Origin of the sequence: Hyphomicrobium sp. DMF-1 (assembly GCF_027886585.1) — a bacterium.
GTDB classification, from domain to species: Bacteria; Pseudomonadota; Alphaproteobacteria; order Rhizobiales; family Hyphomicrobiaceae; genus Hyphomicrobium_C; species Hyphomicrobium_C zavarzinii.
Genome location: NZ_CP115706.1, coordinates 2268719 through 2292536, shown reverse-complemented (window position 1 = coordinate 2292536; position 23818 = coordinate 2268719). Strand labels below are relative to the sequence as shown.

The following is a 23818-nucleotide window of genomic DNA, read 5'->3' as shown; positions in this document are numbered from 1 at the left end:
ACCCAGCGCCGCGCTCGCACCACCACGCACAAAATCGGCCATCCCATGGAACTCCACGCCATGACGGCCATTAATGTTTGCGTGCGCCTCCAGCATTTTGCGACTTTCGCCAGCCCGCGGTGCGAGCACGCCTAGATCGCAACATCCCTGGACCGCCCGCGTGACATCCGAACACCTCGAAGACCTGCAGCGCCGCATCGCAATCCTGGAAGACGAGAACGCGCGCTTGAAATCGGTTACGGCCGCCGAGGGGGACACGAGAGACCCGCTCGATTTCAGTGCCGAACGCTACCGCACCCTCTTCGAGAAGATCGACGAAGGCTTCTGCATCATCGAGTTCTTCGACGGCCCGCACGGCCCGCTCAGCGACTACATCCACATCGAAGCCAACGCCGCTTACGCACTCCACGCCGGCATCCAGAATGTCGTCGGGCAGAAGGTGCGCGATATGGTCCCGGACGAAGCCGACGGCTGGGTGGAGCTCTACCGCGGCGTGCTCGTCACCGGCGAGCCGATCCGTTTCGAGCGCGAGCTGATCGCGACCGGACGCCACCTCGCTCTTTCGGCATTCCGCATCGAACCCGCGGGCCTACAGCAAGTAGCCGTCCTCTTTCAGGACGTGACGGCCCGCAAGCGAGCGGAAGAGGCGCTTCAGAGGCTCAACGAAACGCTCGAGGCACGCGTTGCCCAGGCGCTCGCCGAGCGCAAGGTGCTCGCCGAAATCGTCGAGGCGACCGACGCCTTCGTCCAGGTCCTCGACACGGATTACCGTTGGATCGCGCTCAACGGCGCCGCCGCCCGAGAGTTCGAGCGCCTGTTCGGCATGGAGCCCCGCGTCGGCGACAATCTTATCGATCTCCTCCGCGATTTTCCCGAGCAGCAGAAGGCCGCGCACGCACTTTGGCAGCGGGCGTTCTCCGGGGAGCCGTTCATGGAGATCGCCGAGTTCGGAGATCTGGAGCAGCGCACCTTCTACGAAATGCGCTTCAACCCTCTTTTCAACACCACGGGCGAACTGATCGGCGCCTATCAGTTCGTATACGACGTCACGGAACGGCTCAACGAGCAGGCGCGTCTGCGCACGGTCGAGGAAGCGCTCCGCCAGTCCCAGAAGATGGAAGCCGTCGGCCAGCTCACTGGCGGCATTGCCCACGACTTCAACAACATGCTGGCCGTCATCCTGAGCAGCCTCAGGCTCGCCGAGCGGCGCATGGAGCGGGGCGATTTCGAAATCCAGGAGTTCATCGGCGGCGCCGTGAAAGGCGCCGAACGCGCCGCAACACTGGTTTCGCGCCTCCTCTCCTTCTCACGCCAGCAGCCGCTCTCGCCACAGCGGACCGACGCCAACAAGCTGCTCGGCGGCATCGCCGACGTTCTCCGGCGCACCATTCCCGAAAACATCACCATGGAGTTCGTGGGAGCGGGTGGGCTGTGGAGCATCCACGTCGATCAGCATGGCCTCGAAAGCACGCTCCTCAATCTCGCGGTCAACGCCCGCGACGCGATGCCGGAAGGCGGCAAGCTCACCTTTGAAACCGCCAATGCCTATCTCGACGACCCCTACGTCGCAGCACATGCCGACATCACCGCAGGCCAGTACGTGCTCATCGCCGTCACCGACACCGGCCATGGCATGGCGCCCGAGGTCATCCGGCGCGCCTTCGATCCGTTCTTCACGACCAAGGAGGTCGGCCTCGGCACGGGGCTCGGCCTCAGCCAGGTGTACGGCTTCATCAAGCAGTCCAATGGACACGTCAAAATCTACAGCGAGGTCGGCGTCGGCACGACGGTGAAGCTCTACTTCCCCCGTCTGGCCGACAAACGGGTCACCAGTCCCCCCGCTATCGAGCAGGAGGTCGTGCCCATCCGCGGACAGGGCAGGCGCGTCCTCGTCGTGGAGGACGACGACGACGTGCGCCGCCTCACCACGGAGATGCTGACCGAGCTCGGCTTCTCCGTCCTGTCGGCGAGCAACGGTCACGAGGCTCTGGCCCTCGCCGGCCGGCACCCGGAGGTGGTGCTCCTCATCACCGACGTCGTCATGCCGGGCATGAACGGACGCAAGCTTGCCGAGGAGGCCCTGCGGCGGCACCCCAGCCTCAAGGTCTTGTTCACCACCGGCTACACCCGCAATGCGATCGTCCACAACGGCGTGCTGGACGAGGGGGTCGAGCTGCTGCCCAAGCCGTTCTCGCTGGAAAGCATGTCGGCCAAGATCACCAAGCTTCTACACACCAAATAAAGCCACACCCGCCGCCGGCCTAGAACTGGACGTCGAGATTGGCGCGCACCGTTTGATCGACGAAGCCGGACGCGTATTGTCCGTTCGTCGACAGGCCGAACGAAGCGAAGGGCGACAGCTTGAAATCGAGACCGGCTTCCACGACGAACGCGTTGTCCGCGATCGGCACGCCGCCGACCACGAAAGTGTCCCCGCCGGCCGCGAAGCGCATCGACGACGACGGCGAAGTATCACCGAAGCCATGCCGCCAGCCGATCGTTGCCTTAGCCGTCGCCGACAGACCCGCAAGGGAGAAATCCGCAGCCGCCCGCAGGCCGAGCGTGGCGAACCCCGTATCCATGCTTCCGCTGGAAACCACAAGTACCGCCTCTCCGCCAGCCTCGCGCAGGCGATCAGCGTCGACACGGACGTAAGCAAAATTTCCGAACGGTTCGTAACGCACACCTCCGGCCCTGAACCCGTAGGTGAGTTCCGAAAAAATCTGCAGCGTTTCGGCATCGAAACGCCCGGTCGTTTGATCGGAGAAGCTTGGCAGCACCACGGCGCGCGAAACGTCGGCATCATGCCATGTGTACGCGGCGCCAGACCGCCACGCCAGCGCAGCCCACTGGCGGCCGCCGTAAAAGCCGAGCGAATAGTTTTCGCTTTCACCGGAGGAAGCCCGGTTGTCAACATCGAAATCGGTGCGGCTGTAACCGGCCATCGCGCCGACGCGCCACGCGTCGAACGCGCGCGCATCCACGCCGGCGATGACGCCCCCCGTCACGCGATCCAGCTTCGCCGCGTTTCCATCGCTATCGGTGTGCGCCCAGGATCCGAAGCCATGCCCCCATGAAGCCAGCGCATTACCGCCTCCGGCCGGGGCGCCATCATCGAGCAGCCGACGCAGGCGATCGAGAGCTGCCGCACGCACGAAACGGCTATCTTCCACGAACGCACTCTGAACCGACGCGTAGACCTCACCGGACAACTGGTCGAACGCGCGCTGCGCCTCGGGCGCCGTCAGATAGAGAACTTGATCATAGATCGGGTTTCCGAAACCGGTGCTGTCGACACCGGCTCCCGTCGCAATCTGGTTCGGTGTTGCGCCGACCGATCCGAAACTGAACGCGTTGCGCGTCAGCGTGAGGTAGGCGGCGTTGGCATCATAGCTCAGCGACGGATTGAGAAAGGCAAAATTGGAGCTGACGCTGTCGAAGGATCCCGCAAGCCCTCCTGCGGCGTTGAGGATCGTATAGGACGTCGAAGCGGCGTAGAGGCCTGCTTGCGCGAGCACCCGCACGTGGCCGCCGTCGAGAGTTGCAATTCCCGTCGCGTCGATGCGATCTGACTGGCCTGCGGCATCTACCTCCACCTCGTAGATCGAACCAGCGGCGAAGTCGATATCACCCGATATGTTGAGCGTTCCGATCGAAAGCCCCGGCGCCACCACACCGCCCGCGGACACGAACGTGCGTCCAACCGTTCCGTTACCATTTAGAACGCCATAGCTTCCGATGCTGATCCGCCCGTCGACAAGGCCGCCGTTCGAAACAGTAAGCTGTCCCTCCCCGCCCAGTCCGACAAGGAGAAGTTCGCTACCCAGATCCCAAACGGAGTTGGCGCCCGTCACCAGCGCCGTACCCGACCCTGTTCCATAGCGACCGATGATACCGCCATTGCTGACGGCCTGTGCACCGTCTTGGATCGTGAGGGCGCCGTCGCCGGCCCCACCAACCCACAGATCGCCGGAGTTGGTCCACGTCGAACCGGAGCCGGATACCGTCACCGAACCCGACGAGTTTTCACCTTCTGCAATGAAGCCGCGATAGTTGGTCACCGCGGCGCCATTGGTAACGGACAGGGTACCCTGACCCTCCACACCGACTGCCAGGTTGTTTGCGTTGTCCCATCTCGAGTCCGCGCCATCCACGCTGACCGAGCCTCGGGATCCAGCGTACCTGCCGACTAGACCTGTGGAATTGCTGACAACGCCGCCGTTGGTCACGGTGAGAGTGCCCGTGCCTTCTCGCCCGACGAACAGGTTGCCGGAGCTGCTGAGCGCTGAACCGGACCCGTCCACGATCACCGTACCGGTGGACGCACCATAGAAGCCGAGCGTCGTAATCACCGAAGAAACTGTACCGCCGGTGTTCACATTCAAGGCGCCCGCACCTTGATATCCGACGAACAACTCCCGCGAATTCGTCCACGAACCGCCGGTGGTGACATCGACCGTGCCGCTGCCGGCAGCCCGATTGCTGAGATAACCGTCCTGGCTCGTCACGGCGCCGCCGCTTTGGATCGTCAGCGTTCCGCTTCCCACAAACCCCAGTTCCATGTAGGTCGCAACCGCCCACAGCGACCCGGCCCCGCTCACAGTGGCCGAGCCGGTATCGTTGAGCCCAATATCCGCAGACAAGCTCGTGAGCGTTCCGGCGTTGTAAATGGAGAGACTTCCACCCGCGGCAGAAACACCGATACGAACCACTTCCGCATACGCGTTGGCACCGTTGATGACGGGCCAGCCCGCCCCCTCGGTGTTGATGAAGACCGAGGTCGAACCCGTCGGAACGGTATTCGTGTCCCAGTTGGCGGCGCTGTGCCACACATCAGAAAACGCGCCGGTCCATTCGTCTGCCACCGACGGCCGTGCCATCCCCGCAACCGCAAGGACAAGCACGGACACAGAGCGAAGCCCCGCCCCTTTCGGCCAAGCCGGGCGGCCTTCACGTTTGAACGCCACGCGATTTGCTGACGACCTCGACTTCATCCTGCCCTCTTCTATGAACCCAGCGCGGCCACCGACTCGCGCACCCGCCCGGATGCAAGATAAGGATTGCCCCCTATCCGTATTGACGCCCGGCGACCTCGGGCTTGACGCCAGGCGACCTCCCGCGCGAATTCCTGCCGATGTGCTAAAAGCGTTGCAGTTTCAAAGAGAAATTCGCTGTGCGGGTTGATCGGGCGAACCCTCCGTGCTCATAGTCGGCATACCGAAGCTCTGAGATGCGCAATGGAACCAGACACCTCGCAACCGGCACCGTCGCTCGGCTTCTCCGCTGTCAGCGTCCCGGACCACAAGCGCCTCTCCGCGCTGCGAGACTACCTTTCCGACATGATGAAGACCGAGGTCGAGGCCCTGGCGCCCGACGCGCCGTTCGAATACACGGCCGGCCTGCGGATCGTTCCCGGAGCCAGCTGGGGAACCGCGATTTCGTCAGCGGTGGCAACCGCGCGCACGGCGTCGCTCGTCAAGGACGGCTGCGACGACCTCATGCTGGTGATGCCACAATCACGCATGACGGTCGTCGCGCCGGGCAGAGACGACATCATTCTCCAGCCCGGCGATGCGGTGCTTCTGTCAAAGGCAAGGGAGATGCGGCTCGTACTTCACGAGCGCAGCTCATGCTGGGCATTGAGCGTAGCCCATCGTGACATCGCGCGCCTGACATCGCAGATCGGCTCCGCGCCCATCCTGGCGATCCGCAAGAACGTCCCCATGCTTTCGTTGCTCGCCCGCTACGGGGGCTTGCTTGAGGCCGATCCGCTGGCGGGCACTGCGGTCCAGGCCATCGCCGCGCGCCACCTGCAGGACATGCTGGCATTGGCGGTCGGGGCCTCGGCGGAATTTCAGCAGGAAGCGGCACAAACCTCGCTCGCTTCCATTCGTTTGAAAGCCCTCGAAGCCGACGTCTTCGCCAACCTGGGAGACACCAACCTAAGCCTCGAATGGATCGCCGCCCGCCAGAACGTCACCCCTCGCCATCTGCAACGGCTACTCGCCCGCAAAGGCACGAGCTTTTCGGACTTCGTGCGCCAGGCCCGCGTCGCACGTGCCCGCGCGATGCTGGAGAGCCCGCACAACGCCGGCCGATCGATCCTATCGATCGCGCTCGAATGCGGGTTTCCCGAGGCCTCCGCATTGAATCGCGCGTTCCGACAGGAATACGGGATGACCCCTGGCGAGGTTCGCTGGCGCCGCTGAGCGTGTTCCGGACACATGCCCCGCGTCGCGACGGGGTCTATCCGGCTTCCCGGCAGGCTCAGAGCGGATGCCATTCGCTGAACGCAGCGGCTTGGCCAGCCGCCGCTCCCTGGGCATCCGTCAGGTTCCACACCGCGGCGTTGGCGATGCGGAAACGCTTGCCTGTCGCGGACACCCGCACGCCCGCATAATCCGTAATGATGCCGTCGCGCGTGACCCGCTCGAGCAGACGCGCGCGCTCGTCGCGATGAAGCGGCTCGGCCGAGAGCCGCGACGGCAACCGCGTGAAAGCGTCGAAGTTCATTTCGAACAGCGAGAGCGCGGTTCGGTTGCCGAAGAAGAAGATCGGATCGGCCTCGGTGCCATGCGCGACGATCGCAAGCGGGGCCGACCACAGCGCGGCCGCCAAGCCGCTTCCGCCCGCGACCAGCGGCTGCCCCGTCAGCCGGGCGTAGCTGTCGGCGATGCAGGCGACGTGGGCACGCTGCGCGTCGTCGAGATCGGGCATTTGCATCGTGGAGACAGCCATCCGTGGCGAGCTACAGCCTTGAGCAGACAAGAGCGATTGCAGCAGACATAGAGCAACAGGGCGAGCCAGAAAATCTGAATTTCTGCTTGTCCCGCCTAAGCTTAGAGACCACTCCTCCAGCACACCCTCTGCGGGTGCCGCCGGGCATCCCGTGCCAAACCGGGATGTGAAGATCGACCGAGGCATCCTATATCCCGGCATTCACGCCAATATTTGCCGCCGCGCCGTTGGGTTGCATTGCCGCCGCCCAGCCGGCGCGCTACGTAGGGCGCCATGAGCAAATCCCCGAAGAAGTCCGCCCCCCGCCCCGGCTCCGAGTTGATGAAAACCATCCACGTCCGGGGCGCCCGCGAGCACAACCTGAAGAACGTGGACCTCGAGGTCCCGCGCGACGCCCTTGTCGTGTTCACCGGCCTCTCGGGCTCCGGCAAATCGTCCCTCGCCTTCGACACCATCTACGCCGAAGGCCAGCGCCGCTATGTCGAAAGCCTCTCGGCCTACGCCCGCCAGTTCCTCGAGATGATGCAGAAGCCGGACGTCGATCACATCGACGGCCTGTCGCCCGCCATCTCCATCGAGCAGAAGACGACCTCCAAGAACCCGCGCTCGACCGTAGGCACCGTCACCGAGATCTATGACTACCTGCGCCTGCTGTTCGCGCGCGTCGGCGTGCCCTATTCGCCCGCAACCGGCCTGCCCATCGAAAGCCAGACCGTCTCGCAGATGGTGGACCGCGTGCTCGCACTGCCCGAGGGAACGCGCCTCTACCTGCTGGCCCCCATCGCGCGCGGCCGCAAGGGCGAGTTCAAGAAGGAGTTGGCGGAGTTCCAGAAAAAGGGCTTCCAGCGCGTCAAAATCGACGGGAGCTTCTACGAGATCCCCGACGCGCCCAAGCTCGACAAGAAGTTCAAGCACGACATCGACGTCGTCGTGGACCGCCTCGTCGTGAAGGCCGACATCGCCAAGCGCGCGGCCGACAGCTTCGAGACCGCCCTCGGCCTTTCCGACGGCATTGCCGTCGCGGAGTTCGCCGACAAGCCGCTCTCGAAGGCCGAGACCGAAGGCGCCAACAAGAGCAAGAACGAGACGCACGAGCGCATCACCTTCTCGGCCCGCTTCGCCTGTCCCGTCTCCGGCTTCACCATCGAGGAGATCGAGCCGCGCCTCTTCTCGTTCAACGCGCCCGCCGGCGCTTGCCCGGAATGCGACGGCCTCGGCACCGAGTTGCAGTTCGAGCCCGACCTCGTCGTGCCCGACCAGACGCTCTCGCTCAAGGACGGCGCAGTCTACCCGTGGTCGCGCACCGGAAACACCTCGCCCTACTACGAGCAGACGCTCGAAGCCCTCGCCAAGCACTACAAGGTGCCGATGTCGATGCCATGGGAGCGCCTGCCCAAGCACGTGCAGCTCGCCATCCTCTACGGCACCGGCGAGGAGGAGGTGGAGTTCACCTACGAGGACGGGCTGCGCCGCTACAAGACCTCGAAGGCCTTCGAAGGCGTCATCGGCAACATCGAGCGCCGCTGGCGCGAGACGGACAGCGACTGGGTGCGCGAGGAGCTCTCCCGCTACCAGGGCGCCCACCCGTGCGACTCTTGCCACGGCTACCGCCTCAAGCCGCAGGCCCTCGCCGTGAAGGTCGGCGGCAAGCACATCGGCGAGGTCTGCGATCTTTCCATCAAGGCCGCCAACCAGTGGTTCGCCGAGGTTCCGAAGACCTTCACCAAGCAGCAGACCGAGATCGCGACGCGCATCCTGAAGGAGATCCGCGAGCGCCTCGTCTTCCTGAACGACGTCGGCCTCGAATACCTCACGCTATCCCGCTCCTCCGGCACCCTCTCCGGCGGCGAGAGCCAGCGCATCCGCCTCGCCTCGCAGATCGGCTCCGGCTTGACCGGCGTGCTCTATGTACTCGACGAGCCCTCCATCGGCCTGCACCAGCGCGACAACGACCGCCTGCTCGGCACGCTGCGCCACCTGCGCGACCTCGGCAACACCGTCATCGTCGTCGAGCATGACGAGGACGCGATCCTCACCGCCGACCACGTGGTGGACATCGGCCCGGGCGCGGGCGTCCACGGCGGCGAGATCATCGCGCAGGGCACGCCTGACGACATCATGGCGGATCCCAAGAGCCTCACCGGCCAGTATCTCTCGGGCGCCCGCCAGATCCCGTTGCCGAAACAGCGCCGCAAGCCCGAGAAGGGCCGCTCGCTCAAAGTCACCGGCGCGCGCGGCAACAATCTGCAGAACGTCACCGCCGAGATCCCTCTGGGGCTCCTCACCTGCATCACCGGCGTCTCGGGCGGCGGCAAGTCCACGTTGCTGATCGACACCATCTTCAAGGCCGTCGCCCGCAAGCTCAACAACGCGCGCGAGCACCCGGCCCCCTTCGACAAGCTCGAAGGCCTCGAGCACCTCGACAAGGTGATCGACATCGACCAGTCGCCCATCGGCCGCACGCCGCGCTCGAACCCGGCCACTTACACCGGCGCCTTCACGCCGATCCGCGACTGGTTCGCGGGCCTGCCCGAGGCGAAGGCGCGCGGCTACGGACCTGGCCGCTTCTCGTTCAACGTGAAGGGCGGCCGCTGCGAGGCCTGCCAGGGCGACGGCGTCATCAAGATCGAGATGCACTTCCTGCCGGACGTCTACGTCACCTGCGACCAGTGCAAGGGCAAGCGCTACAATCGCGAGACGCTGGAGGTCACCTTCCGCGAAAAGTCCATCGCCGACGTGCTGGACATGACGGTCGAGGAAGGCGCCGACTTCTTCAAGGCCGTGCCGCCGATCCGCGACAAGCTGGAGACCCTGGCCCGCGTCGGCTTGGGCTACATCCACATCGGCCAGCAGGCGACGACGCTCTCGGGCGGCGAGGCGCAGCGCATCAAGCTGTCGAAGGAGCTGTCACGCCGCGCCACGGGCCGCACGCTCTACATCCTCGACGAGCCGACTACGGGCCTTCACTTCCACGACGTGGCGAAGCTCCTGGAGGTGCTGCACGAGTTGGCCGACGCCGGCAACACCGTCGTCGTCATCGAGCACAACCTCGAGGTCATCAAGACCGCCGACTGGATCATCGACCTCGGCCCCGAAGGCGGCGACGGCGGCGGCAGGATCGTCGCGGCCGGCACGCCGGAAGACGTGGCAGCCGTGAAGGAAAGCTACACCGGCCGCTATCTCAAGGAACTTCTGGTCAGGCGCTCCAAGTCATCAGGCGGCAAGAAGCAGGCGGCGGAGTAGCGACCCGCGCGCCGGCCGCCTGCCCGGTCATTCCAACCAGCTCACTTGCCGCCGGGAGAGGCCTTCGGCTTCTCCTTCTTCGGCTTGCGCTTTTCCTTCTGTGCTCTTTGGCCTTTCGACATGACGGCTGTCTCCATGCTCTATAACCGCGCATGAGGTTAGCGCCGGATGCTCGCGATTCCCAGGCTCACCTCATCGTCGCGACCTCAACTGCCCACAACACCCCGCATCACGGACCACGAACCGGAACACAGACATGAGCACGCTCCCTCCCTGCCCCAAGTGCAACTCCACCTTCACCTATGAGGACGGAAGCCTCCTCATCTGCCCGGAGTGCGCGCACGAATGGAGCGCTGACGCCCCGCAAGCGTCCGAAGCAGCGGACGAAACCATGATCCGCGACTCCGCGGGGAACGTCCTGCAGGACGGCGACACCGTCACCGTGATCAAGGACCTCAAGCTGAAAGGCTCGTCCAAAGTCATCAAGATGGGCACGAAGGTGAAGAACATCCGCCTCGTCGGCGGCGATCACGACATCGACTGCAAAATCGACGGCATCGGCGCCATGAGCCTCAAGTCCGAGTTCGTGAAGAAGGCGTGAGTGGGGGCATGATCCCCACAAGAGGTCATAGAGAGGGCAATGTCGGCGGCGAAATGTAAGCTTCGCGCTTGAATTTAAACAGAGAACTGATCTTGTTCTCCCCGCGGGCATATACATAAAAATAGTCGAGAAGGTGGGGTAACGTGACGCCTGAGGAATTCATCTCCAACTGGAAAAACTCCGACCTCAACGAGAAGCAGGGCGCGCACATCCACTTCAATGGTTTGTGCGATCTTCTCGGCGTGCCGAAGCCCACCGGCACCTCGCTGATGGATCAGGGCTACGGCTTCGAGATCAACGTCGACAAGACCGGCGGCGGCGGTGGCTACGCCGACGCCTGGAAACGCAACTGCTTCGCCTGGGAGTACAAAAGCCCCGGCAAGGACCTCGGCGAAGCGCTGAAGCAGCTCCGCCTCTACGCCAGCGATCTCGAAAACCCTCCGCTGCTGATCGTTTCCGATATGCGGCGCATCGAGCTGCACACCAACTGGACCAGCATGGTCCAGGAGAAGCACGTGTTGCAGCTCGAAGACCTCGCCGATGCACGCTTGCGCCAAAAGCTGAAATGGGCGTTCGACGAAGCCAACGTCGAGCAACTGAAGCCCAAGCGCTCGGCCAACGCCACCACCGAAGAGGTCGCCAAGAAATTCGTCGCGCTGGCTCAGAACCTCCGCGACCGCGGTCACAACCCAGAGAAAGTCGCCCACTTCGTCAATCGCATGGTCTTCTGCATGTTCGCCGAGGACGTCGATCTTCTGCCAAAGCGCCTCTTCGAGCGCATGCTCCAGGCGAGCCTTGACGACCCAAGCCAGTTCGTCGCCAATGCCGAAGGCCTGTTCGGGGCAATGGCCAACAAGAACGGCCGCGTGGGCTTCGATGCCATCCAATGGTTCAACGGCGGTCTGTTCGAGGACGGCACCGCCCTACCGTTGACCGTTGACGACATCCGCGTCGCCCTAGAAGCTGCTCGCGCCAACTGGTCCGAGATCAACCCCTCCATCATGGGCACGCTGTTCGAGCGCGGGCTTGACCCGTCGAAGCGGTCGCAACTCGGCGCGCACTACACCGACGCCGAAAAGATCATGATGATCGTCAAGCCCGTGATCATCGAGCCGCTACTGCGCGAATGGGCCGATAAGCGCACTGAGATCGAGGCGAAACTTGCTCAGTCGAAAACCGCCAAGTCCGCAAGCGCGAAGACGAAAGTCTACAACGAGGCGGTGACGCTGCGCCGCGAGTTCCTGGAGCGCCTGAAGAACTTTCGCGTGCTCGACCCCGCCTGCGGGTCCGGCAACTTTCTCTATCTGGCCTTGAAGGCGCTGAAGGACATCGAGTTCCGCGTCAACTTCGAAGCCCAGGAGCTTGGACTACCGCCGGAGTTTCCTGCTGTCGGCCCCGAGTGCGTGAAGGGTATCGAGATCAACCCGTTCGCGGCCGAGCTGGCGCGCGTGTCGGTTTGGATCGGAGAGATTCAGTGGATGCGCGAAAAGAACTTCGGCGTGTCCGACAATCCCATCCTCAAGTCGCTCGAAACCATCGAGTGCCGCGACGCCCTCCTGAACGCGGACGGCACCGAAGCCAGTTGGCCCGAAGCCGACGTCATCATCGGCAATCCACCTTTTCTAGGGACCCAACTAATGATCGGGATCCTAGGAGAACGCTACACCAACTCTATTAGAAGTGTTTTTGATCCGCAGCTTTCGGGAACGGTAGATCTCGTAACCTATTGGTTCTTAAAAGCCTGGAAAGCGATGACGTCGGGACTTTCAGAGGCGACCGGCTTCGTAGCAACCCAGTCCATCCGGCGCGGAAACAGCCGAGAATTGTTGGCCAAGATACTGCGAGAAGGCTCGATATTCGAAGCTTGGCAAGATGAACCATGGGTCGTTGACGGTGCAGCTGTTCGCGTATCAATGGTCTGCTTCCGGATCGACGAGAGCATTTCGATAAAGCTAGATGGATCGCCAGTCGCCAGCATTAGTTCGGATCTATCAAGCTCAATCGACATAGGCTCAGCTTCCCCATTAGCTAGAAACGGGGGCTGCGCCTATCAAGGAATTACAAAAGCAGGACAGTTCGAAATCGAACGCGAACAAGCAGAAAAGTGGTTGTTGGCCCCCCGCAATCCAAACAACAGGCCCAACTCTGATGTGCTTAGACCATGGGCAAACGGCGCGGACATCACCGATCGCTCAACAAACCGATGGATCATAGATTTCGGCGTCTGTATGAGTGAGCAGGAAGCTGCGGCTTATGAATTGCCCTTCAAGTTTATTCAGCAGAACGTCCAGCCGGGACGATCGAATTTACGGCGCGAAGCCTACCGCAAGTTTTGGTGGATTCATGCCGAGGCACGGCCCGGATTGCGGCGTGCAATCGAGAAAATTACCCGCCGATTCATCGTCACTCCGCGCGTGTCTAAGCATCGACTGTTTGTCTGGCTGGATAAATCTGTGCTGCCAGACACGCGCCTTGTCGTAATTGCGCGGGAAGATGACACCACGTTCGGAATCTTGCAATCCCGCTATCATGAGACTTGGTCGCTTCGCCAAGGCGGGCGACACGGCGTTGGAAACGACCCCCAATACACTCCATCGATTGGCTTCGAGACCTTCCCCTTTCCCGAAGGCCTGACGCCGAACATCCCGGCGGCCGACTACGCGAGCGACCCGCGCGCAATCGCAATCGCCAAAGCCGCCGCGCGCTTGAACGAGCTGCGCGAAAACTGGCTCAACCCGCCGGACCTTGTCCAGCGCGTCCCCGAAGTCGTCCCCGGCTACCCCGACCGCATCCTGCCGGTCGACGACAAGGCCGCCGCCATCCTGAAAAACCGCACCTTGACCAAGCTCTACAATGAGCGCCCCGCTTGGCTCGATCTCGCCCACAAGGATCTCGACACAGCCGTAGCCGCCGCCTACGGCTGGCCAAACGATCTGTCCGATGATCAAATCCTGGAACGCCTGTTCGCGCTGAATCAGGAGCGCGCGGCGAAGCAGGAGGCTTAGAGCATGATCGGATGGTGGAGAGCCCTGCGGCAATATTGGGAAGACAACAAGGAGTTTGAATTCGCTGTTCTGCCGGCAATGTGGCCTCTACCTGCGGTGATCCTCGCGCTCGTGTCGTGGGACGTCGCCACGCGGGAGACCGCTGTGCCGTGGCATATGTGGGCCGCCGTCGCATCGCAGATTGCCCTGTTGATATGGCTGTTCTGGCTCCGATTCTTCCGCGCACGCGACTAATCTTATCCCGCCCTCTCCGCTCGCCCCTACCCTCTCCCCATCCCGCTCATCCGGCGGCACTCTCTTGGCGCATGCCTTCGGCATGACGCGAGCTGGGCAGGTCTTGCCGGAGCTGAGCGCAGATAAAACGCGAGCGGGACCGCCCCTCAACACTGCCTACTGCCTACTGCCTACTGCCTACTGCCTACTGCCTACTGCCTACTGCCTACTGCCTACTGCCTACTGCCCACTGCCTACCCCCTGACTCGCAACCCAAATCCCGCTCCTTCCCCGGTGCGCCGTTCGCCCCGCGCACACGCCTCGACGCTGCGCCTGAACCAAATCGGCCCACGGAGCGTTTCCGGCGCGCCAACACGAGAAGCCCCCAACACAGGAGGAGCCCATGTACGTCACCATGCGTATCGCCACTGTTGGCCTCACCCTCGCCGGCACGCTCGCCCTCATGGCCACCACCGCCTCGGCCGCCGTCGTCTGCAACGCCGAAGGCGACTGCTGGCGCGTCAAGGAGCGCCACGAGTACAAGCCTGAGTTCGGCCTGCGCGTTTACGCCGACGACTGGAGATGGCCAGAGGCCGAGGCCCATCGCTACCGCTGGCGCGAGGTCGGCCACGGCCGCGGCTATTGGCACAACGGCATCTGGATCGAGTTCTAGAGCCTTTCCGGAAAAGCGATTTTCCGATCAGAAGCACGTCCAGTCAAAGAGCGAGCGTCTGTCCGCGAGTCCACGAAAGCGGCAAGACACGCGTTCGCTTGCCACGCGGAGCGGGGCTGTCGCCGGCATAGGGCGGCGACAGTCCCCGTTTCAGACAGGCCCGTGCTTTCGGAAAGGCTTGCGCGCGCCGCGCGCGGATGCAGCTCGCTATGATCAGGGAAGAGGCTCAAGCCCCTCCGTCAGCCGCGCCAGGGCGCGGATGATGAGCGCGGTCTCGATCACAAGCACAGCCAGCGCGCCGCCGACGAACCAGCCGAGCGGAATGGCAGCACCCATCCAGCCCTCGATGAGGCGCGGCGCGATCACCACGACGGCCAGCACACTCGCGAGCGCGAGCAGCACCAAGCGCCGCACGCCCCCGCGCACCTCCGCCTCGCGCGAAGGCGGCAGGAGGTAGCCGCGGCCCGTGACGCCGTTGGGATAGAACACTGCATCGCCGCGCTCGGTAGTGCGGAACAACTGGTTCACGAACAGCCAATCGAAGATGCGCATCATGGGGAAACCCTTCTCTCTCGCAGCGCATTCCGCCGTCGCACGGAACGCTAGAGAGCCCGCATCAGGCCGTCTGTTCCAGCGGGATCATGGGCGCGAAGAGAAGCCGCGGCCCCGGAGGCAAAAGCACAGACAACGGAGTAGTGCTTGCCACTCGCATGAAAGTAATGCAATCTTAAGTTGCGTAACTTTTTGGAGGACCCGTACATGGCAAGCCTGAACGCGCAGTACATCAAAGACCACATGGCCAACATTCACACCAATGATTCCTGAGCTCGCGCTATCGCCGAGCGCGCGCTGGCGGAAGCTGTCACGAAAATCGGAACCAGCTCGGCCGACGCCGTCACCATCGATGCCAAGTTCCACGTCACCGCGATTGAAACCAAAGGCTGCGTCCGCCTGTGCACGGAAATAGGCGGCGTCCTGATCTGCACGCACATGAATCTCTGATCCTCAGCCACAACGAGACACCCTGACCAGCGGCCGCCATGCACATCGGGCACCGGCGGCCGCTCGCATCTCGAAACACACGCGAGACGGTAATCGCGCTGTGAAGGACGCAGCCCGCTCCCCTTTGCCCGCAGCCTGCCTTCCGGAACAAAATCCGCACCCATACATTGAGTGAAGCCGGGTCGAATTTTGAAGGAGACAACTCCATGCACAAGCTCACTGCCGCGGCCTTCGCCGCCGGCGCGATGATTTGTATCGGAATCCCGTCCTCCAGTGCCGCCCCCAACGCCGCCGCCCTCGGAAAATCCCTGTCGCAGCCCAGCATGGTGGAAACCGTGCAGGTTCGCCGCTCCTGCCGCTTCTGGTATCGCGAATGCCGCGCTCGCTGGGGATGGGGCTGGCGCTTCCGCCGCTGCGTGGTGCGCCACGGCTGCTGAGCGAGCGTCCGCGAGTTGCACGGGTCGAGGCAGCCCAGCGCGGCACATGAAATCTCACGCAGATAAAAGAGAAAGCGCCGGAAAAACTCCCGGCGCTTTCAGATGTCTTGAGATCAGGCCCTAGGATCAGGCGATCCTTACACGGCCAGCACGGAGCGGATCTGATCCTCGTACTGTTTCACCGCCTCGAGCGCCCGCGCCTTCATCACGGGATCGGCCCCGGACTGCGCCGTGAAGCCCTCCACCGCATCGCGCGCGTTGGCGATGATCTTGCCCGCCGACTGCTGGGGATTCATCTCACGCTTGCAGATGGTCTGCAGAAGCTGAGTGAGAATGACGCCCGTGGCGAGAGCCAGACCGGAAAGCTCCGCGTTCTCGCGCTTGAGCTGATTGATCGCCTCGGTCGTATCCGTCGTGTCCGCCATAACTTCAAACTCCGTTCTCGCGCCTTCGCGGCTCTTGCTCATCTTAGATCATCGTCGTCCGGGCCTGGCCGGCCCGGGCAGGACTCACCCGCCCCATAAAATCCGAGAGCGCGGCCGGATTCAAATGTGAACATCGGACATGAAGCCGCGACCGGCCGAAAATCGCGGGAGCGCCGTGTTTTCGCGGGCGCTAACAGGCTTAATCCCGCCCGCCCCCCACCAGTCCCTGCTCCCCGCGACGCCCCAAGCGCTTTACCGATTTGTATACGCCGCACCGCTGGCGAAGCCCCGGGCTCACCCCCATCACTAGGAGTGGGCGAAGGCAGTAGCCTCCCCCGCAAGAAGGCCGTCCGGCCCCATCCCGAAAGCGGGCCGGGCGGCATGTCCCAGCCCGTTTTTGAAATGTAGGTTTCAAGGAAGGAATGACCCCGATGAAGGCTTTGAAATATCTCCCGGCGCTTGCCGCCTCGGCCATGTTGATCGCGAGCAGCGGAGCGATGGCGGCGAACTACGGTTCGAACGCGCAGTCGAACGCACCCGCCGCAACCAACAAATCGGCGCCGGCTACGAAGACGGCGAAGGCGAGAAGCCCGGATTCGATCCAGTGCTCGCAGGAGGCAGACGCCAAAGGCTTGCATGGCAAGGACCGCGTGAAATTCCGTTCGGCCTGCAAGACCGCGCTCAGGGCACACAGGCCGATTCCGGACGTGCACAAGAGCTGACGGACAGCCACAGATCCGGCGATCTCCCCTCGATGGCGGATGAGGCCGCGGCGCGCCAGCGTCGCGGCTTCGCCATTGAACCCCATTCAAACCCCGTAAAATAACGCCAAAATGCACCCCTTCAGGAGAACTACGTGCGTGCGCGGCTTCCTGCATGCCGCATTTAGAATTGCAATCGCGGATGCTATCGAGCGCCCCTCGTTTTCACGAGGAAGACACAGCGTCTTCGCAGAGCAAGCTCACCCGCAGAGGTACGCACCATGTCCGCACAGCCCGCCTTTTCCCCGCTTCGCGCGCTCGCGTCGCTCATCTTCGGATCGCGCTGGCTACAGGTGCCGCTCTATCTTGGCCTCATCATCGCGCAGTGCGTCTACGTCTTCCTGTTCATGAAAGAGCTCATCCACCTCCTCTTTCATGCGGGCTCCTTCGGCGAGCAGCAGATCATGCTGATCGTGCTGGGCCTCATCGATGTGGTGATGATCTCCAACCTGCTCGTGATGGTGATCGTCGGCGGATATGAGACCTTCGTGTCCCGCTTGAGGCTTCAAGGCCATCCCGACCAGCCCGAATGGCTCGATCACGTCAACGCCAGCGTGCTCAAGATCAAGCTCGCCATGGCCATCATCGGCATCTCCTCGATCCATCTCCTGAAGACCTTCATCGAGGCCGGAAATCTCGGCATGGAGAGCGCCAAGTTCACGGAGGCGGGCGTCATGTGGCAGACCATCATCCACGTCACGTTCATCCTGTCGGCCATCGGCATCGCCTACGTGGATCATTTGAGCCATGCCGCCAACGGGGCGAAGCCCGCCAAGGCCGGCGCGGCGCACTGAGGCAATGTTCCTCTGCCTCTCGCCATAGTGTTAGGCTACATACGGCCCCGGCATTCGAGACATCGAACCCAGGGAGCAGGAAAAAAGATGAAAACAGCAAGGCCCGCCAATACCCTCGCGGCAGCGGCAACCGCCCTCGCATTTGGCGCCACGGCGATCCTCGTCGCCCCCGCCGCCGCGACGGCCCAACAGGTAGGAGAGACTGTGACAACGGAAAGCGGTTTGCAGATCACCGATACGGTGATCGGCACCGGAGCCTCGCCCCAGAAGGGGCAGACCTGCATCATGCACTACACGGGCTGGCTCCTGGAGGACGGCAAGAAGGGCACGAAGTTCGACAGCTCCCTAGACCGCGGCGAGCCGTTCCCGTTCAAGATCGGCATGGGGCAGGTCATCAAGGGATGGGATCTCGGCGTCGCCTCCATGAAGGTCGGCGGCAAGCGCACCCTCGTCATTCCCTCGGAGCTTGGATACGGCATGAGAGGCGCGGGTGGCGTCATCCCGCCCGGCGCCACGCTGATCTTCGACGTCGAGCTCTTGGACGTCAAATAGCCCGCGGCAGACGCACATAAAAGGAACGGCGCTCCGGACCGCAAAGGCCAGGAGCGCCGTTCGCTTCCATAGAGGCGCAAACGCGTGCTAGCGGCGAGCGCGACGCTCCGCACGGTAGCGCGCCTTCTTGCTGGGTTCGCCCGAGAGCTTCTGACAGAACGCGCTGCGCGTTCCGCTCAGGCAGCCATAGCGTTCGAGCAACTCGGCGTCACGCTCGCTCACGGGGCCGCCAGCCCGCGCATTGGCACGGGCGTGCTCCACCTCCCAATAGGAATCCGCGCGAACCGCTGCCGGCATGAGCGCGACGAGCGCTCCAATTCCGAGAACGGGCAAGATCAGGCGTTTCATGATCGCATCTCCGATTTCGGGGCCAGTCTAGCCCAGATTCCGGCGGGCCTCCACGCGGGATCGCGCATCCTGGAGACAAGCTGCCCGCAAGGCAAACCCAAGGTTTACGCCTCACCAATCAGCAAAGACCGTCACCTGTTCCCCAGGGAATAGCCCCCCGCCTGGGCCACCGCCAAACTCCCGGCCATGGACACCCCCGAGAAGGAAGGCGCGTCATGCAGATGAACACCCGTACCCTGAGGCTCGCCGCTGCGGCGGCAGCGATGCTTTGGTCGGCTTCCGCGCAAGCTGCTTCCGACCCCACCGGCATCTGGTTCGATCACAACGGGCGCGGCGCGGTCGAGATCGCGCCCTGCGCCACGGGCGCTGGATTGTGCGGCTATGTCGTCCACATCAAGGACGAGAAAAACGCGAAGCGCTGCGGAATGCAGATCCTCGGCAACGTCACGCCGGACGGCGGCGGCTGGATCTACAGCCCCGATCGCGGAAAGAAATACAGCGTCGAGCTCGCCCGCACCGGAGAGAGCACCCTCCGCGTGGTCGGCAACGCCGGATCGTTCTTCAGCAAGACCTTCACCTGGAACCGCGCGCCGGACACCATCACACGCTGCGGCGAGACGACGGCAGCAGCCCCGAAGCAGGTGGTCGAAGCCAAGGCGGAGCCCGCCGCCACGCGGGACGTCACGCCCGTTACGCAAGAGCCCGCGCGTGAGCCTTCATCAACACGTTCGCTTGGAGCATCGAGCGCTTCGCTTGCCCTCATGGGCGCGCCGAAGAAACGCGTCGCAGAGGTCACCCCGGCTGCAGCACCCGCTGCAACAGCAGAACCTGTCGCGACGAAGGAAGCGGCACCGGCAAAAGCAGCCACCGCGCCTGCTGCGTCGCAGGATGAGAGCTTCGACGCCGAGCCGAAGCGCACCTGCAAATACAAGATCCCCTACGTCGGCCGCGTCATCTCGGTCCCTTGCCGCGACTAGCGTGCTTTCCATTCGTCCCCAACGAGAAGCACGTTAGATCCTGCCGACGAAAGCGCGGTGACGATGCAGGGCGCCTCCCATGCATCGTCACCGCTCAACTTTTTTGAGGAGCAGCGCCGCGATCACGGCTGCCACGATCGCCCCCACGGCGGAAACTGCCGACGTCACCTCGAACGCATAGACGAACGCCTCGCGCGCCGTCGCCAACAGCCGTTCGCCGCCGTCTCCCCCGAGCTGATGAGCGACAGAGACCGCGCCCCCGAGGGTGTCGCGCGCCACCTCGACGGAGTGCGGAGACATGTCGCCCAGCACGGCTCCGCCCATCGCGCTGCGGTAGAGCGCCGTCACGATGCTGCCGAGCACCGCGATGCCGAGAGCGCCGCCGAACTCGAAGCTCGTCTCGGAAATTGCGGACGCAGCTCCGGCTCGCTCGGGAGGTGCTTCGGCCATGACGAGATCGGTCGTGATCGCTCCGATCGGCGCAAGCCCCAGACAGAAGATCATCATGCCTGCAAACAGCAGCCACGGGCTGTGTGCCGCGCTGAGCTGCGTCAACAAAGCGAAGCCGAGCGACGACAGCAGAAAGCCCCACGCGATCACCGTGCCGGGCCGGAACGCACGCACGAGAAACGGCGCGGCCATCGAGCCGAGCGCAAACACGATCCCAGAGGGCGCCGTCCAGATACCCGCTTCGAGAGGCCCCATGCCGAGCACGAGTTGAAGATACTGCGCGATAAACAGGAAGGTGCCGAAAACGACGAACAGCGCAATGATGTTCGTCGCAAGCGCGGCGCTGAAACCGCGCGCCCGGAACAGACCCACGTCGATCAGAGGATCGGCGAGCTGCATCTGGCGGCGGAAGAAAAAGAGACCGATGACGAGCCCCACGCCGATCGCCGCGGCCGGCCCCAAGGCCCAGCCGTCCTCGGCGATGCGCTTGATGCCGTAGATGATGGAAAGCACGGACACGAGGGATTGCGCCGCACTCATGAGATCCATGCGCCCGGCGTTGGGATCGCGGAACTCCGGCAGCAAAAACGGCCCCAGCGCGAGCAGCAGCAGCATGATCGGCACGTTGATCACGAACACCGAGCCCCACCAGAAATGGCTGAGCAATACGCCACCGATGAGCGGCCCCACGGCAGCGCCCGCCGAAAAGCTCGCGACCCACACGCCGATCGCGAATGCCCGCTCGTCGTCGTCATGGAACATGTTGCGGATCAAGGAGAGTGTCGAAGGGGCGAGCGTGGCGGCGGAAAGCCCCTGCAGCGCCCGCGCCCCGATCAGCATCTCGGCGCTCGTGGAAAAGGCAGCCAGCAGCGAGGTGACGCCGAAAGCCGCCGCTCCGATCAGCAGCAACAGCCGCCGGCCGATGCGATCACCCAGCGTGCCCATGATGATCAGCGTGCCCGCGACCATGAAGCCGTAGATATCGACGATCCAGAGCAAGGCCGCCGAGCTCGGCTTCAACGCAGCGGTGATCTGCGGTACGGCGAGATGTAGGACCGTGAGATCCATCGAGTAGAGCACGCAAGGGAGCGCAAGCACCGCAAGCCCGATCCACTCGCGGCGCGTCGCCTTCGCAGCGTTGAACGCGGCGTCTTGTGACATGAGTAAGCGGGGCCTCCACCCGATCAGCCTTCATCGGAACCGGCCGGACGGCAAAGCGCACGCCCAGGCCCGAACAGCCCCGTCAGGACTGCGCCTCTTAACGTCAAGCTCGGGAAATGTCACGGGAGGCCACGCGTTGGAGATCGGGAACGCAGGTTTCGCGGCACCTCGCTCACGATTGGTTCCCGCGGCGCAACGCACCGGGCCCTGTGGCGACGCAAGCCGTTATCAGCCTCGCCGGCCGAAAGCGCCGGATCAGGCCGCGCTCGCCTGCTCGGACGCCCGATCGGCCATATCCGGCTCATAGAAATGATAGGTGCCCCGGCCCGACGCCTTGGAGCGATAAAGCGCAAGGTCGGCGTTGTGGAGCAACTGCTCCTGGTTCGCCCCGTCGCGAGGCGCGATTGCGATGCCGATCGAAACGCCGATGCTCACCGTATTGCCCTTGACCTCATAAGGCGCCGAAAGCTCGTCGATGAAGCGCTCCGAAAGTACGGCAGCATCCTTGATCGCATCCGCCGAAACCTGCACGACGATGAACTCGTCGCCGCCGATACGCGCAACCGTATCGGTCTTCCGGATGCAAGCCCGGATCCGCTCGGCAACGGCCTTGAGCAACGCGTCGCCCACGGCGTGCCCCAACGTATCATTCACCTGCTTGAAGCGGTCGAGATCGAGATAGAGCACGGAGACACTGTCGCCGGGCGCAAGCTTCGCCAGCGCGTGATCGAGACGATCACGAAGAAGCGTGCGGTTGGGAAGGTCGGTCAGGCCGTCATGCAGCGCGAGATGGGTAATCCGGTCCTCGAGACGCAAGCGATGCGTGATGTCCTCGTGCGTCGAAACCCAGCCGCCCTCCGGCATCGGGCTGCGCACCACCGCGATCGAGTTGCCATTCGAAAGCGCATGAACGCTTTCCTTGAGATGCGCGATGCCCGCGACACGCTCGGGCAGATAATCGGCCGGCATCCCGTCCCGGTAGATATCGGTGATGACGTGGTTGTTGATCACATCGGCGAGCGGGGTTCCGGGCACGCAGAGTTGCGCCGGCAGACCGTACATCTTCGCGTATTGCTCGTTGCACATGACCAGACACTGCTCGTCATCGAACATGACAAGCCCCTGCGACATGTGCTTGAGGGCGGCATCGAGCTTCACGTTCTGATCGTGCAGCTTGGCTTGGATCGTCTTGATCTCGGTGATGTCCATGCGAAGGCTCATGTAGCCCTTGAGCTTGCCATCCGCATTCCGCACGGCGGAGTTGATGCAATGGACCCAGTAATAGCTGCCGTCCTTCGCGCGGTTGCGAACATCGCCCTGCCACACCTCGCCCCTGGCCATCGTCGCGAACATCTCGGTCCAGAAGGACTTGGGATGGAGGCCCGAATTGACGAGCGAATGCGTGCGCCCGATCAACTCGTCACGCGAATAGCCGCTGATCTTGCAGAAGTTGTCGTTGACCTCGGTGATGGTGCCGCGCACGTCCGTCTCGGAGAGAATGGCGAGGCGATCGAGGATCACCCGCTGCAGCTTGAGCCGCGCGAGCGCCGAAGCGTGAGCTTCCGCCTGGATGCTCTTGGCTTGCAGCGCATCGTCGAGCGTCCTCGCCACCTTTTGCAGCTCGGCATTGGCCGCGAGCGCCGCGTTGACGAACGGCCGGACGATCCAGAAATACATGAGAGGCGCACTGACGACCGTTACGAAAGCCGCGTCCCAGAGATGATCGATCACGCTGGCCGGTGCGCCCTGCTGCGTCCGCATCGCCATCAGGAGAAAGAGCTCGACCACGAAGATGGTCAGAGCGATCTGAGCTGTAAGCCCAACCAGCTCTTTGGGGATCGTGGGAAGGCGCAGGGTCCGTGTCATGGGCTCGGCCGATCGCAATGAACCAGTTTCGACAGGAACGCCCTTTCGTCACCCGGACCATGTCCGGTGGCGTTCCATACAAAGCAGCTCAAAATGCCGCGGACGCGTGAAATTCTGCTTAGCGCTTATGCTTAATTATCTGTTGCCGTTGAGACTTTTTAAACAAATCTCAACCGTCGCCGGACGTTGTCGGTCGATCCGCCCACTCCACGCGGAGGTCTTCGCCCCGCGCAAACCGGACAAGGTGGTCAGCGACCACGAGCTTGATGCGCTCAAGATCTTCGGCGGTCTCCGCTTCGCACATGAGGAGGAGTTGGGCCTCGGTAGCTCTGAAAAGGCATGCGCCCGGCTGGAAATCGACGCGGCCCTGATCCGCGTCGTATTCGGCCGTCGTCTTGTGAGCAAAGTGCTTACAGAGCTGCACCAGATAGCGGCTGGCCTTCTCCGAGCTGACGCGGGCTTCTGCTGCGAGCATAGACTTCCATGACACTGATGCAGCGCAGCGGGATGGGGCGGCGCAGTCGAATTGATCTTGAACGCAACGCGTAACATCCACTACATCTCAATACTAG

21 protein-coding genes are annotated in these 23818 nt (G+C 63.4%); 12 read left to right on the top strand and 9 right to left on the bottom strand.

What is annotated here, in order from left to right:
* The first annotated feature begins 160 nt into the window (after positions 1-160).
* A complete protein-coding gene (locus tag PE058_RS10485; protein ID WP_020087249.1) occupies positions 161-2242 on the top strand; it encodes a hybrid sensor histidine kinase/response regulator in 2082 nt (693 codons plus the stop codon).
* Between the two features lie 19 nt (positions 2243-2261).
* On the opposite strand, the gene PE058_RS10480 is transcribed toward PE058_RS10485, so the two are convergent.
* Positions 2262-4865: an autotransporter outer membrane beta-barrel domain-containing protein gene (locus PE058_RS10480; protein WP_271030559.1), complete on the bottom strand. Its 2604-nt coding sequence runs from the start codon at positions 4863-4865 to the stop codon at positions 2262-2264.
* Between the two features lie 474 nt (positions 4866-5339).
* Between PE058_RS10480 and PE058_RS10475 the strand changes: the two genes are divergently transcribed.
* Entirely contained in the window at positions 5340-6209 is an 870-nt protein-coding gene (locus tag PE058_RS10475; protein WP_198011221.1) for an AraC family transcriptional regulator, read from the top strand.
* A 58-nt stretch (positions 6210-6267) separates the two neighbouring features.
* On the opposite strand, the gene PE058_RS10470 is transcribed toward PE058_RS10475, so the two are convergent.
* On the bottom strand, positions 6268-6723 hold the full coding sequence (locus PE058_RS10470) for an MEKHLA domain-containing protein (RefSeq protein ID WP_051113867.1): 456 nt from the start codon (positions 6721-6723) through the stop codon (positions 6268-6270).
* Positions 6724-7011: 288 nt separating this feature from the next.
* On the opposite strand from PE058_RS10470, the gene uvrA reads away from it, so the two are divergent.
* The 5 genes from uvrA to PE058_RS10445 all read left to right on the top strand — a co-directional run bounded on the left by uvrA (position 7012) and on the right by PE058_RS10445 (position 14473).
* A complete protein-coding gene (gene uvrA, locus PE058_RS10465; protein ID WP_083929237.1) occupies positions 7012-9981 on the top strand; it encodes an excinuclease ABC subunit UvrA in 2970 nt (989 codons plus the stop codon).
* A gap of 256 nt (positions 9982-10237) precedes the next feature.
* The gene (locus PE058_RS10460) at positions 10238-10582 is read left to right on the top strand and encodes a zinc ribbon domain-containing protein YjdM (protein ID WP_271030558.1); all 345 of its coding nucleotides are present in this window, start codon (positions 10238-10240) and stop codon (positions 10580-10582) included.
* A gap of 143 nt (positions 10583-10725) precedes the next feature.
* The gene (locus PE058_RS10455; protein ID WP_271030557.1) at positions 10726-13587 is read left to right on the top strand and encodes a class I SAM-dependent DNA methyltransferase; all 2862 of its coding nucleotides are present in this window, start codon (positions 10726-10728) and stop codon (positions 13585-13587) included.
* A 3-nt stretch (positions 13588-13590) separates the two neighbouring features.
* Positions 13591-13821, top strand: a complete 231-nt coding sequence (locus PE058_RS10450) for a hypothetical protein (RefSeq protein ID WP_271030556.1) — start codon at positions 13591-13593, stop codon at positions 13819-13821.
* Between the two features lie 382 nt (positions 13822-14203).
* The gene (locus PE058_RS10445; RefSeq protein WP_271030555.1) at positions 14204-14473 is read left to right on the top strand and encodes a hypothetical protein; all 270 of its coding nucleotides are present in this window, start codon (positions 14204-14206) and stop codon (positions 14471-14473) included.
* 213 nt (positions 14474-14686) lie between these two features.
* On the opposite strand, the gene PE058_RS10440 is transcribed toward PE058_RS10445, so the two are convergent.
* On the bottom strand, positions 14687-15028 hold the full coding sequence (locus tag PE058_RS10440) for a hypothetical protein (RefSeq protein ID WP_271030554.1): 342 nt from the start codon (positions 15026-15028) through the stop codon (positions 14687-14689).
* A gap of 84 nt (positions 15029-15112) precedes the next feature.
* On the bottom strand, positions 15113-15463 hold the full coding sequence (locus PE058_RS10435; RefSeq protein ID WP_271030553.1) for a hypothetical protein: 351 nt from the start codon (positions 15461-15463) through the stop codon (positions 15113-15115).
* A 218-nt stretch (positions 15464-15681) separates the two neighbouring features.
* On the opposite strand from PE058_RS10435, the gene PE058_RS10430 reads away from it, so the two are divergent.
* On the top strand, positions 15682-15912 hold the full coding sequence (locus PE058_RS10430) for a hypothetical protein (protein WP_020087233.1): 231 nt from the start codon (positions 15682-15684) through the stop codon (positions 15910-15912).
* Between the two features lie 137 nt (positions 15913-16049).
* On the opposite strand, the gene PE058_RS10425 is transcribed toward PE058_RS10430, so the two are convergent.
* Positions 16050-16379 carry a hypothetical protein gene (locus tag PE058_RS10425; RefSeq protein ID WP_245257703.1) on the bottom strand — a complete coding sequence of 110 codons (330 nt, stop codon included), beginning with the start codon at positions 16377-16379 and terminating at the stop codon, positions 16050-16052.
* A 389-nt stretch (positions 16380-16768) separates the two neighbouring features.
* Here PE058_RS10425 and PE058_RS10420 point away from each other — a divergent pair, with 389 nt between their 5' ends.
* The 3 genes from PE058_RS10420 (at position 16769) to PE058_RS10410 (ending at position 18444) form a co-directional block, all read left to right on the top strand.
* Positions 16769-17059 carry a PsiF family protein gene (locus PE058_RS10420; protein ID WP_333780422.1) on the top strand — a complete coding sequence of 97 codons (291 nt, stop codon included), beginning with the start codon at positions 16769-16771 and terminating at the stop codon, positions 17057-17059.
* Positions 17060-17319: 260 nt separating this feature from the next.
* Positions 17320-17892, top strand: coding sequence for a TIGR00645 family protein (locus PE058_RS10415; protein WP_020087230.1), 573 nt, complete (start codon positions 17320-17322; stop codon positions 17890-17892).
* Positions 17893-17979: 87 nt separating this feature from the next.
* The gene (locus PE058_RS10410) at positions 17980-18444 is read left to right on the top strand and encodes an FKBP-type peptidyl-prolyl cis-trans isomerase (protein WP_271030551.1); all 465 of its coding nucleotides are present in this window, start codon (positions 17980-17982) and stop codon (positions 18442-18444) included.
* An 87-nt stretch (positions 18445-18531) separates the two neighbouring features.
* Here PE058_RS10410 and PE058_RS10405 read toward each other — a convergent pair whose 3' ends face one another.
* The gene (locus PE058_RS10405) at positions 18532-18792 is read right to left on the bottom strand and encodes a hypothetical protein (RefSeq protein WP_020087228.1); all 261 of its coding nucleotides are present in this window, start codon (positions 18790-18792) and stop codon (positions 18532-18534) included.
* 215 nt (positions 18793-19007) lie between these two features.
* Here PE058_RS10405 and PE058_RS10400 point away from each other — a divergent pair, with 215 nt between their 5' ends.
* Positions 19008-19769 carry a DUF2147 domain-containing protein gene (locus tag PE058_RS10400; protein ID WP_271030550.1) on the top strand — a complete coding sequence of 254 codons (762 nt, stop codon included), beginning with the start codon at positions 19008-19010 and terminating at the stop codon, positions 19767-19769.
* A gap of 87 nt (positions 19770-19856) precedes the next feature.
* Here the strand turns inward: PE058_RS10400 and PE058_RS10395 are convergent, their stop codons facing one another.
* The 3 genes from PE058_RS10395 to PE058_RS10385 all read right to left on the bottom strand — a co-directional run bounded on the left by PE058_RS10395 (position 19857) and on the right by PE058_RS10385 (position 23721).
* Positions 19857-21380, bottom strand: a complete 1524-nt coding sequence (locus tag PE058_RS10395; protein WP_271030549.1) for an MFS transporter — start codon at positions 21378-21380, stop codon at positions 19857-19859.
* Positions 21381-21635: 255 nt separating this feature from the next.
* Positions 21636-23246, bottom strand: a complete 1611-nt coding sequence (locus tag PE058_RS10390) for a sensor domain-containing protein (RefSeq protein WP_271030548.1) — start codon at positions 23244-23246, stop codon at positions 21636-21638.
* A 169-nt stretch (positions 23247-23415) separates the two neighbouring features.
* Complete coding sequence (locus PE058_RS10385; RefSeq protein WP_020087224.1) at positions 23416-23721, bottom strand: DUF2218 domain-containing protein; 306 nt, start codon at positions 23719-23721, stop codon at positions 23416-23418.
* Positions 23722-23818: the final 97 nt, after the last annotated feature.

Coding starts and splice junctions, on each gene's coding strand:
- PE058_RS10475 (WP_198011221.1), top strand. CDS start 5,340: ATGATGAAGACCGAGGTCGAGGCCCTGGCGCCCGACGCGCCGTTCGAA.
- PE058_RS10470 (WP_051113867.1), bottom strand. CDS start 6,723: ATGCAAATGCCCGATCTCGACGACGCGCAGCGTGCCCACGTCGCCTGC.
- uvrA (WP_083929237.1), top strand. CDS start 7,012: ATGAGCAAATCCCCGAAGAAGTCCGCCCCCCGCCCCGGCTCCGAGTTG.
- PE058_RS10460 (WP_271030558.1), top strand. CDS start 10,238: ATGAGCACGCTCCCTCCCTGCCCCAAGTGCAACTCCACCTTCACCTAT.
- PE058_RS10450 (WP_271030556.1), top strand. CDS start 13,591: ATGATCGGATGGTGGAGAGCCCTGCGGCAATATTGGGAAGACAACAAG.
- PE058_RS10445 (WP_271030555.1), top strand. CDS start 14,204: ATGTACGTCACCATGCGTATCGCCACTGTTGGCCTCACCCTCGCCGGC.
- PE058_RS10440 (WP_271030554.1), bottom strand. CDS start 15,028: ATGATGCGCATCTTCGATTGGCTGTTCGTGAACCAGTTGTTCCGCACT.
- PE058_RS10430 (WP_020087233.1), top strand. CDS start 15,682: ATGCACAAGCTCACTGCCGCGGCCTTCGCCGCCGGCGCGATGATTTGT.
- PE058_RS10425 (WP_245257703.1), bottom strand. CDS start 16,379: ATGAGCAAGAGCCGCGAAGGCGCGAGAACGGAGTTTGAAGTTATGGCG.
- PE058_RS10420 (WP_333780422.1), top strand. CDS start 16,769: ATGAAGGCTTTGAAATATCTCCCGGCGCTTGCCGCCTCGGCCATGTTG.
- PE058_RS10415 (WP_020087230.1), top strand. CDS start 17,320: ATGTCCGCACAGCCCGCCTTTTCCCCGCTTCGCGCGCTCGCGTCGCTC.
- PE058_RS10410 (WP_271030551.1), top strand. CDS start 17,980: ATGAAAACAGCAAGGCCCGCCAATACCCTCGCGGCAGCGGCAACCGCC.
- PE058_RS10405 (WP_020087228.1), bottom strand. CDS start 18,792: ATGAAACGCCTGATCTTGCCCGTTCTCGGAATTGGAGCGCTCGTCGCG.
- PE058_RS10400 (WP_271030550.1), top strand. CDS start 19,008: ATGCAGATGAACACCCGTACCCTGAGGCTCGCCGCTGCGGCGGCAGCG.
- PE058_RS10395 (WP_271030549.1), bottom strand. CDS start 21,380: ATGTCACAAGACGCCGCGTTCAACGCTGCGAAGGCGACGCGCCGCGAG.
- PE058_RS10390 (WP_271030548.1), bottom strand. CDS start 23,246: ATGACACGGACCCTGCGCCTTCCCACGATCCCCAAAGAGCTGGTTGGG.
- PE058_RS10385 (WP_020087224.1), bottom strand. CDS start 23,721: ATGCTCGCAGCAGAAGCCCGCGTCAGCTCGGAGAAGGCCAGCCGCTAT.